Raw genomic sequence first — 8717 nt, forward strand, 5'->3', positions numbered from 1 at the left:
GGAGTTCTGGGGGGGTCAACCCTGCCTTCTCGGCTGATCTCCTCGGCACCGGCCTGCGCCGCCGCTCGTTCCTCGCGGCAGCTCCGGCCGGAGCCTTCGTCGATCAGCCCTTGACCGAGCCGATCATGACGCCCTTGGCGAAGTGCTTCTGGAGGAAGGGGTAGATGCACATGATCGGCAGCGTCGCGATGACGATCACCGCGAACTTCAGGCCCTCGGCCGGGGGGATGTAGTTCGGGTCGAGGTTGCCGATGGTGGTGGACGGATCCGTCGAGATCGTCACCTGGCGCACGAACATCTGCAGCGTCCACTTCGAGGAGTCCGAGATGTACAGCAGCGGGGACATGAAGTCGTTCCAGATCGCGACCGCGTAGAACAGCGAGAACGTCGCGATCACCGGCTTCGACAGCGGCAGCATGATCCGCCAGAAGGTGGTGAACTCGTGCGCGCCGTCGATCTCCGCGGCCTCCCGCAGCTCCCCGGGGAGCTGCTGGAAGAAGGTGCGGATGACGATGAGGTTGAAGGGGTTGATCGCCAGCGGCAGGATCAGCGCCCAGTACGAGTCCAGCAGCCCCAGGCCCTTGACCACGAGGAACATCGGGATCATGCCGCCCGAGAAGAGCATCGCGAACAGGATCAGCCGCATGATCAGCCCGCGGCCCACGAGGTTCGGGTCCGCCAGCGGGTAGGCCATGAGCAGCGTCATGGTGATCTGGACGGCCGTGCCCACCACGGTCACGCAGATCGTGACCAGCAGGGAGCGGATGAACGTGTCCGTGGAGAAGATGTAGCGGTAGGTCTCCAGCGTCGGGTCGTTCGGCCACAGGAAGAAGGGCCGGGAGGCGATCTCCACCTCCGTGGCGAACGAGGCCGCCAGCACGTACAGGAACGGCAGGATCGTGAGCGTCGCGAAGCCGAGCAGCACGAGGATGTTGACGAGGTCGAAGACCTTGTCCTGCCGGGAGACGAATCGAGAGGACATCGGGGGCTCCTAGAACAGCGACGACTGGGTGAACCGCTTGGCCAGCCAGTTCGCCCCGAGGATGAGGACCAGGCCGACCACGGACTTGAACAGGCCGATCGCCGTGGAATAGCTGTAGGCCCCGTTGGTGATGCCCATGAAGTAGACGTACGTGTCGAACACGTCCGCGACCTCGCGGTTCAGCGAGTTGGTGAGCATGTAGATCTGCTCGAACCCCGTGTCGAGGAAGTTCCCGATGTTGAGGATCAGCATGATGATGACCGTCGGCGTGATCGCCGGGATCGTCACGTGGCGCATCTGCTGGAAGCGCCCCGCGCCGTCGAGCTCCGCCGCCTCGTAGAGGTTCTTGTCGACCCCGGCGAGCGCCGCGAGGTAGATGATCGTGCCCCAGCCGGTGCCCTTCCACAGCGTCTGCGCCATGATCAGCGGCCGGAACCAGTCCGGGTCCGCCAGGAAGTTCACCCGGGTGCCGAACACGTCGTTGAACAGCACCGTGATGGGCCCGATGTCCAGGGCGAACAGCAGATAGGTCAGGCCCGAGACGATCGCCCAGGACAGGAAGTGCGGGATGTAGATCGCGGTCTGGATGAACTTCTTGAGCATCTGCTTGCGCAGCTCGTTGAGCATGAGCGCGACGATGATCGGCGCCGGGAACGCGATGACGATGTTCAGGAACGCGAGGATCAGCGTGTTGGACAGGAGCCGGCCGAAGTCGGGCCCGGAGAACAGGCGCACGAAGTGGTCGAATCCCACCCACGGGCTGCCGCCCATGCCCAGGAACGGCAGATAGTTCTGGAAGGCGATGGTGATGCCGTACATGGGGGCGTACTTGAAGATCGCGAAGTACGCCAGGCCCGGCAGCAGCATCAGGTACAGGGCGGGGGCCCGGCGCAGCCTCTTCAGGAGGCTCCGGCGCCGGGCCGGCTTCGGCGGGACGACGGGGGCCTCGTCCAGGCCCACCGGCACGTCCGGGGCGGGGGTGGTGGTCATGGTCATCGGCCGCGGACCTCAGGCCCCGGCCTGGTACAGCTCGTTCATCTCGTCGATGACCTGCTGGCCACCGCTGTCGGTCCAGCGCTGCAGCTCCGACGTCAGGCCGGCCTCGTCGAGCTGGCCGGCGAGGAACTTCAGCCGCGCGTCGACGACGATCTGGTCGAGGATCGCACCGTTCTGCGTGTAGGCGTCCGAGACGTACGCCGCGCCGGGGTTGAACACCGCGCTGTCCAGATCCGAGTCCGCGGTCGCCTGGCGCTTCTCCTCCATGGCGGCCTCGGCCTCCCCCGCGGGCTTCGAGCTCAGGCCCAGGTAGCCGTTGGACTGGGTGCCGATCTGCGCGAAGGCGGAGACGTCGCTGGAGACCAGGGAGCCCTCCTCCGACTCGATGGGGACGCTCATGCCGTCCTCCACCTCGTAGTTCACGCCCTCGATGCCGTTGTTCAGCAGGCGCTGGCCCTCCTCGGAGGAGAGCTTGTCCATCACCCCGAGCACGGTGGCCAGCTGCTCCTCGGTCTGCACGGAGCTCTTGGGGATCGCGAGGTAGCCGGCGTAGCCCGGGGTGGGCAGCGCCCAGAGCGTCCCGTCGGGGCTCTTGAGGTTGCCGACCATGGTGACCTTGTCCCCGTAGCCCTCGGGATCGGCCTCCTTGAACAGGCTCAGCAGCTGCTTCCCGCGGGAGCTGACATCGGCGATGATCCCGCCCTGGCCCTTGACGAAGGGGTCGTTCCAGGTGGCGGCGTCCATCGTCGCGTAGTCGGCGTTGGTGTGCCCGGCATCGATGATCGCCTTCATGGAGATGTTGGCCTCGATGAACTCGGGGGCGAGGAACGCCGGCGAGAGGGTCCCGCCCTCCTCCTTCCACACGTTGGCGGTGCCGTGCCAGGTCTCCCACAGGTCGTAGGGGCCGTTGTTCCCGTACCCGCCCCAGGACGGGAGGATCAGGCCGTAGGTGGTCGAGCCGTCGCCGGCCGGGTCCTCCTCGGTGAAGGCGCGGGCGATCTCCTCGAGGTCCGTCGTGGTCACCGGCTCGTCGAGGCCCACCTTCGCGAGCCAGTCCTTGCGCAGGATCACCGAGGCGCGCATGGCGTCGCGGAGGCGGAACACGCCGTAGGTCTTCCCGTTGATGCTCGCGCCGTGGGCGACGTCCGGGTTCTCGGGGGTGAGGTTCGGGTACTCCGCGAGGATGTCGGTGAGGTCCCAGTACCCTCCGGCGGTCGCCGTCTGCACGAACTCGGCGGTCTTGCCGGTCTGGACCATGATGTGGGGGATGTTGTCCGAGGCCATGGTGACGGTGACGCGGTCGCCGTAGCTGGAGTTGGGGACCCAGGTGATCTCCAGCGGCATCCCCACGAACTCCTCGATGGCCTTGTGGAGCTGCCCCTCGGGATCGGGCGCCGTCTCCGACAGCAGCGGGGCCATGATCTTCAGGGTGGTCAGCGGCTCGCCGGAGCCGGAGCCGGAGCCCCCGCCGCAGGCGGACAGTCCGAGGGCGCCGGCGCCGAGGGCGGTTCCGGCCAGGAGGGTGCGTCGAGAGAACATCGTCGTTCCTTTCGTGGGGCGGCCCGTCGCGGAGGCGCGGGGACCGGGAGGAGGTGCGGGGTCGAATTCGGGCGGTGTCGGACAGGGCAGGGTCAGGGGGTCAGGTCGGTCGACGGCGGCGAGGCGCCGGGGCCCGGGGTGCGGGCGTGCCCGTCACGGGCTGCGGCGGGCCAGCAGGTCCTCGTTGCGGTCCAGCGACCGGTCCACGAGATGCTGGGCGATGAGGAGGGGGACGGCCGCCCCGAGGAAGGGGACGAGCCCGGGCAGGGCCCCGCAAATCGCGGCCCACAGGGCGAGGGCCGCCGCGAGGATCAGGGTGGTCGGCAGCTGCGCCAGGGCCAGCACGGCGGCGCGCCCCAGCACCTGCGTGACGGGGACGTCGTAGCGCTCCTCGATCCCGGGCACGTGCAGCAGCGACAGCACCAGGACCGCACCGGCCGCGGCGGCGGGGGCCGTGGCCAGCAGCGGCGCGTCCCGGGCGATGAGCGTGGCCAGGGCCAGCAGCACGAGCAGCCCGGGAAGGGTCATCGTCACCTGGCTGCGCCAGAAGGCGCGCCGCCAGGCGAGGGCCGCGCGGCGGAGGCTGAAGACCTCGCCGCGGGCGGCGCGGGCGGCGGTGTCGACGGCGGCCGCGGTCGCCGGGCCCCAGCCCAGCACGATCCCGCCGGCGAGGGTGCCCAGCACCCAGACCGCCTGGATCGCCAGCGCCCGCAGCACGAGGTCGGTCGCGCCGGAGAGGTAGCCGGCGGCGCTCGTCGGCCCGGGAGCGCGGCGCCGGGTCGGGGCGCCCGCGGGGGCCGCCGGGGCGGGCCGGTGCGCTGCGGCGGTCATGCCAGCGCCTCGATCCGCAGGTCCGAGTACTCCGCGATGAGCGGGGCCATCTGCCGCAGCCCGATGCTGCCGCCGCGCCGCGCCGGCCCGCCGACGGAGCCGTCGTCGTGCCAGCTCAGGCACGCGATCCCGTCGACGGAGAAGGTCACCGTGCCGCCGCGCCAGGTCAGCTCGAGGCGGTACGGCGCGTCGACGTCCAGGACGGCGGGCAGCGGGTCCGCGCCCTGGGCGACGAGGTGGAAGCCATGGCTCTTGCGGACGTTGCAGGTGTGCAGGCGCCGCTCGGTGGGCCACATGCGGCGGTAGTAGGACAGGTGGTAGGCGTCGATCGCGCCGGAGTGGTACTGCTCGTACTCCCCGGTGCGGGCGGGCAGCGCGGGATCGTGGATGCTGCCGCCGTCGCGGCCGCGCGCGGCCCAGAAGATCATCGCCAGGCCGGGCTCGCGCAGCGGGCGGAAGTCGTAGGAGATCCGCACATCGCCCTCGTGCTCGACCGGCAGCCAGGCGACGAAGTTCGCGGCCTGGCCCTCGGCGGGGTCGGCCGCGCTCTCCAGGCGCAGGCGGCCGGCGGGGAAGGATGCGACGGCCGGTCCCTCGAGGGTCCAGTCGGCGAGGTCCTGCGGTCCCGACAGGGCGCTGCGGTACAGCTCGGTGCTCATGGGCGGGGCTCCTCTCCGATCCGATCGCAGCCGCCGTCCGTCCGGCGCCGCGATGCGCCCCGCCATCTTGAATCGTTCCACCGAGCCCGTCAACCGCTTTCCCGAAAGTCGCCCCGGATTGCTCCGGGGGTCCTCCGGGGCGGACTTCGAGTGACCGTTCACTCGATGCGGGCCGCGGCGCTCGGCTCGGGAAGGAATCCCCCGCGCCGCTGCCCTGTGGCCTGCTATCTTGGCGTAAGAGGCCCGATGCAGGCGCCTGCTGGACCCGCCGGAGGGCTGTCACTCGGTGACGGCTGTCCGCCGGATGATGAACGGTCACTCCGTGATCGGATCGTGATACCGCCCCCTGCGGGGCCCCTCACCGCGACGCCGCGGCGCGGCCTCCCCCGCCCCCTCCGAGAGCCCCAGGAGATCCCCCGTGACGACGGTCCGCAGACCCACCATCCGCGATGTCGCGCGGCTCGCCGGCGTCTCCCATCAGACGGTCTCGCGACGCCTGCGCGGGGACCCGACCGTCTCCTCCATGCTCGCCTTCCACATCGACCAGGCCGTCGCGCAGCTCGACTACCGGCCCAGCCTGGTGGCCCGCGCGATGCGCAACCGCAGCACCGGGCGCCTGGCGCTGGTGCTGCCGGCCGGCAACGCCACCAGCTCCCTGCCCCTGCTCAGCGGCGCCAACGAGGCCGCGCGCGAGGCCGGGTACGCCGTCGAGGTCGTCTCCCTGCCCGCCGCCGAGCTGCGCGGGAACCGCGTGGTGGAGCTCGCCGACTCCGGCCTCTACGAGGCGGTGCTGTCCCTGACGGACCTGCCGGACCCGCCCCGCCGCCGCACCGACACGGCGCCGATCATCTCGGCCCCCGTCTACGACGAGCAGATGCGCGACATCGGGCCGATCTCGGAGGCGACCCGGATGGCGGAGCTGGTCACGCATCTGGCCGAGCACGGGCACCGCGACTTCCTGCACGTCACCGCCGATCGCGAGCATCCCGCGTGCACGCGGCGGCGCGAGGCGTTCGAGCGCCAGATCCGCGAGCTGGGGCTGCGCTCGGCCGGCACCATCGACTGCCGGGGCGACGCGGACCGGGCGCGCCGCGCCGTGCTGGACCTCCCGGCCGGAACGCCGGTCACCGCCGTCCTCGCCTCGGACGACACCCTCGCCGCGGGTGCGGTGCGCGGCGCCGTCGAGCGGGGCTGGCGGGTGCCGGAGGACCTCAGCGTCACCGGCTGGGACACCCATCCGCTGAGCGCCGCGATGATCCCCTCCCTCACCTCGGTGGCGGTCGATCACCGCCGCCAGGGCGCGGAGCTGCTCGTCGAGCTGCTGGGCATCCTCAGCGGCGGAGACCCGGTGATGGACCGGCCGGCGATCACCGCGATCCTCTGGCGCGAGTCCACGGGCCCGGCCCCGCAGCGGGCGCGGGAGGCCTGAGCGGGCGCGGTCCGCCCCGCGCCCCGCCCGACGGCACGCGCGGGGCGTGCCGTAGGGTGCTGGCGACCCGACCCGAGCTCACCGAGGAGTCCGTGTGCCCCCGCATCCCATCGACCGGCGCGCGCTGGTCGCCCGCCATGACGTCGAGCTCACCGAGATCGACCCGCGCTCCCCGCTGGGCGTGGGCACCGGGAGCCTCGCGATCACGGTCGATGCCACCGGGCTGCAGACCTTCCCCGAGGCCTACCCCGTCTCCCCGCGCGAGGACGACCGCCCCGACGGCACCCTGCTGGGCACCCTGTCGACCTGGGGCTGGCACAGCCACCCCGAGGCGGCCCACCACGACTGGCGCGACGCCCTGGTCGAGTACGACTCCCCGCGGGGCCCGGTGCCGTACGTGGACATGTCCGAGAACGCGCCGGCCGGCGCCGCGAGATCGGCGTCCGAGGGGGCCGGCGCGGAGCGCGACCGGGTGCTGCGCGGGAACCCGCACCGCCTGGACCTGGGGCGGATCGGCCTGCAGCGCGAGGGCCGCTGGGTGCCTGCGGCCGAGGTCCGCCCCGTCTCCCAGCGGCTGTCGCTGTGGGAGGGCGTGATCCGCAGCGACTGCGAGATCGACGGCCGCGCGGTGCGCACGTGGACGGTCGCCGATCCGGAGCGGGACGTGCTGGCGTTCCGGGTGCGTTCGGCGGCTCTCGTCGAGGGGCTCACCATCGCCCTGGCCTTCCCCTACGGGGGCGCCGACTGGCACAGCGCGCAGGACTGGGACAGCCCCGAGCGGCATCGGACCCGGTGCACCGCGCAGGGCCAGGGCCGCTGGCGCATCGACCGCGTCCTGGACGCCACCCGGTACACCGTCCTCCTGGCGACCGCCGGCGAGGTCACCGTCACCGGCGACCACGAGATCCGCGTCGCCGCCCGCGGGGAGGAGCTGGACCTCGTGGTCGAGTTCCTGCCCGGCGCCCCCGAGGACCGCGCCGAGAGGCCGGTCGCCCTGCCCTCGGTCGAGGAGGTGCTGGCCCGCTCCGCCGCGCACTGGCAGGAGTTCTGGGAGACCGGCGCGGCCCTGGACCTCTCGGCCGCCGGCGATCCGCGTGCGGCCGAGCTCGAGCGCCGTGTGGTGCTCTCCCAGTTCCTCACCGCGATCCACTGCGCCGGCGACATGCCCCCGCAGGAGACGGGCCTGGTCTGCCCGTCCTGGCGCGGGAAGGCGCACCTGGAGATGCACTGGTGGCACGCCGCGCACTTCCCCCTGTGGGGACGGCCGGGCCTGCTGCGCCGCAGCCTGGACTGGTACCGGTCGATCCTGCCCAACGCCCGCGAGATGGCCGCCCGCCAGGGGTTCGCCGGCGCCCGCTGGCCCAAGCAGGTGGGCCCCGAGGGCGAGGAGTCCCCGAGCCCCATCGCCACCTTCCTCATCTGGCAGCAGCCGCATCTCATCCATCTCGCGGAGCTGCTGCGCCGCGCCGAGGGCGGGGCGGTGGTGCCCGAGCTCGACGACCTGGTCACCGAGACCGCCGATTTCATGGCCTCCTTCGCGCTGCCGACGGAGCGCGGCGCCGAGCTGGGGCCGCCGCTGATCCCCGCCCAGGAGAGCTACGGCGCCCTGCGCCGCGAGGTGTGGAACCCGACCTTCGAGCTGGTCCAGTGGCACTGGGCGCTCGCGATCGCCTGCGCGTGGAAGGAGCGCCAGGGCGCGGAGGTCGCGGCGCACTGGGCGCAGGTGCGCGATGCCCTGCGCGCACCGCTCCCCCGCGAGGGCGTCTACCCGGCGATCGCGGTCGCGCCGTACACGATCCGGGAGGACCACCCCTCGATGCTCGGCGCGCTGGGCGTGCTGCCGTCGACCGACCGGATCGACCCGGCCGTGATGCGGGCGACCCTCGAGGACGTGCTGGCGGACTGGGACTGGGACTCGACCTGGGGCTGGGACTACCCCATGATGGCGATGACCGCCGCCCGGCTGGGCGAGGCGGATCTCGCCGTGGACCTGCTGCTGACGCCGGAGGGCAAGAACGAGGTCCTGCCCAGCGGCCACACCCGGCAGACCGGATCGCTGCCGGTGTACCTGCCGGGCAACGGCGGCCTGCTGGCCGCGGTCGCCCTCATGGCCGGCGGCTGGGACGATGCGGCCGAGGGGCCGTGCCCGGGGCTCCCGGCGGCGTGGCGGGCGCGCGCGGAGGGGTTCGTCCGCTCGCCCTGAGGCCCGTGCCCTGAGACTCGTGCCCTGAGGCCCGTGCCCCGTGCTCGCACGGCCGATGCCGCGCGTCCTGGCGGGGGG

At 72.2% G+C, this 8717-nt stretch carries 7 protein-coding genes; 2 read left to right on the forward strand and 5 right to left on the reverse strand.

Going from position 1 to position 8717, the window contains the following annotated elements:
* Nucleotides 1-103 precede the first annotated feature (103 nt).
* The 5 genes from BF93_RS17675 to BF93_RS17695 form a co-directional block, all read right to left on the reverse strand.
* On the reverse strand, nucleotides 104-982 hold the full coding sequence (locus tag BF93_RS17675; protein WP_038374481.1) for a carbohydrate ABC transporter permease: 879 nt from the start codon (nucleotides 980-982) through the stop codon (nucleotides 104-106).
* A gap of 9 nt (nucleotides 983-991) precedes the next feature.
* Nucleotides 992-1978, reverse strand: a complete 987-nt coding sequence (locus tag BF93_RS17680) for an ABC transporter permease (RefSeq protein ID WP_232226493.1) — start codon at nucleotides 1976-1978, stop codon at nucleotides 992-994.
* Between the two features lie 12 nt (nucleotides 1979-1990).
* Entirely contained in the window at nucleotides 1991-3517 is a 1527-nt protein-coding gene (locus BF93_RS17685; protein WP_038374483.1) for a type 2 periplasmic-binding domain-containing protein, read from the reverse strand.
* A 153-nt stretch (nucleotides 3518-3670) separates the two neighbouring features.
* A complete protein-coding gene (locus BF93_RS19180) occupies nucleotides 3671-4348 on the reverse strand; it encodes a DUF624 domain-containing protein (RefSeq protein ID WP_051487166.1) in 678 nt (225 codons plus the stop codon).
* Complete coding sequence (locus BF93_RS17695; protein WP_038374485.1) at nucleotides 4345-5007, reverse strand: DUF1961 family protein; 663 nt, start codon at nucleotides 5005-5007, stop codon at nucleotides 4345-4347. Before BF93_RS17695 ends, BF93_RS19180 begins: the two co-directional genes overlap by 4 nt.
* A gap of 418 nt (nucleotides 5008-5425) precedes the next feature.
* Here BF93_RS17695 and BF93_RS17700 point away from each other — a divergent pair, with 418 nt between their 5' ends.
* Both BF93_RS17700 and BF93_RS17705 read left to right on the forward strand, forming a co-directional pair.
* On the forward strand, nucleotides 5426-6436 hold the full coding sequence (locus BF93_RS17700; RefSeq protein WP_038374486.1) for a LacI family DNA-binding transcriptional regulator: 1011 nt from the start codon (nucleotides 5426-5428) through the stop codon (nucleotides 6434-6436).
* A 94-nt stretch (nucleotides 6437-6530) separates the two neighbouring features.
* Nucleotides 6531-8639: a hypothetical protein gene (locus BF93_RS17705; RefSeq protein ID WP_038374487.1), complete on the forward strand. Its 2109-nt coding sequence runs from the start codon at nucleotides 6531-6533 to the stop codon at nucleotides 8637-8639.
* Nucleotides 8640-8717: the final 78 nt, after the last annotated feature.

Source organism: Brachybacterium phenoliresistens (assembly GCF_000576425.1).
In the GTDB taxonomy this organism is placed as follows: domain Bacteria; phylum Actinomycetota; class Actinomycetes; order Actinomycetales; family Dermabacteraceae; genus Brachybacterium; species Brachybacterium phenoliresistens.